At 68.2% G+C, this 1,266-nt stretch carries 1 protein-coding gene; it reads left to right on the plus strand.

Annotated features, from left to right (window positions below):
* Nucleotides 1-300: 300 nt before the first annotated feature.
* On the plus strand, nucleotides 301-1,266 hold a 966-nt coding region (locus ACH4MY_RS38185), incomplete at its 3' end, for a transposase (protein WP_398009462.1).

Below are 1,266 nucleotides of genomic sequence, written 5' to 3' on the forward strand. Positions count from 1 at the left end.
CTAGCTTGACTCTGTCGGGGATCTTGGAATTCCTCGGTGCCAGCATGATCAACGGGCATGCTCGGGTAGTTCCGCCGACCGATACAGCTGTCGAGGTGCCCGTTGTCCCTTCGCCCCCGTTCCGGTGAGCAAGTCCCTTCTCTGACTGCGCAGATCGCGCGGGCGAGCAATCCGGGCGGTACGACGGCGATATGGGTACGCGACCGCCTCGATGGGTTGTGGTGCGACGAGGACTTCGCCGACTGGTACCCACGGGATGGGCGCCCGGGGCTCTCGCCTGCTCAACTGGCCACCGTCTGTGTGCTGCAGTTCCTGCTCGGCCTGTCGGACCGACAGGCCGCCGAGGCAGTCCGCTGTCGCATCGACTTCAAGTACGCCATGGCTATGGAACTGGACGATCCCGGGTTTCATCACAGCGTGCTGGCCGACTTCCGCGACCGTCTCGCCGAAGGCGACCGCGCTGACCGCCTCCTCGACCTCGTGCTGGCCCGTCTCAAGGAGGCCGGCCTGGTGCGCGAGCGCACCACGCAGCGCACCGACTCCACTCACGTCCTGGCCGCGGTGCGCGACCTGACCCGCCTGGAGCTGATCACCGAGGCGGTCCGCGCCGCACTCGAAGAAGTCGCCGGTATGTCTCCTCACCTGTTGGACGAGCTGGTCGATGAGGAGTGGGGCCGCCGCTACGGTCGGCCGGTCCGCCTGGGCAAGAACCCCACCAAGCCCACGACCAGGATCTTGACCAGCGGGAACGATGCTGTCCGGCTCCTGGAACACCTCTACCGGCACGAAACAGGCCGCACGTCCGGCCCTCGCGTCCAAGCCCTGCGCCAGATCATGGTGCAGAACTACCACCGTGACCAGGCAGGCCGGCTGCGCTGGCGCACCGCCGAGAAGGAAGGCGGACCCGGGCTGCCGCCCTCGTCCCGGGCGGTCGTCTCGCCCTACGACACCTCGGCCCGCTACGCGAGGCACGGGCACATCATCAGCTGGAAGGGATTTGCCGCCCATCTGACGGAGACCTGTGCTCCCGACGACCCCAACGTGATCACGGATGTGGCCACCACTGCGGCCACCACCCCCGACGGTCAGGTCCTGCCCGCCATCCACACCCGTCTGGCGCGGCGCGGGCTGCTGCCCGCCGAGCACCTGGTCGACGCCGGCTACACGTCCCTGCCCCACCTGGAACAAGCCACCCGTGAACACCAGGTCACCGTCTCCGGACCGCTGCGGAGCAACCCCACCCGCCAACACCGGCAGAACCAGGGC

Source organism: Streptomyces sp. NPDC017246 (assembly GCF_044331325.1).
Classification (GTDB): domain Bacteria; phylum Actinomycetota; class Actinomycetes; order Streptomycetales; family Streptomycetaceae; genus Streptomyces.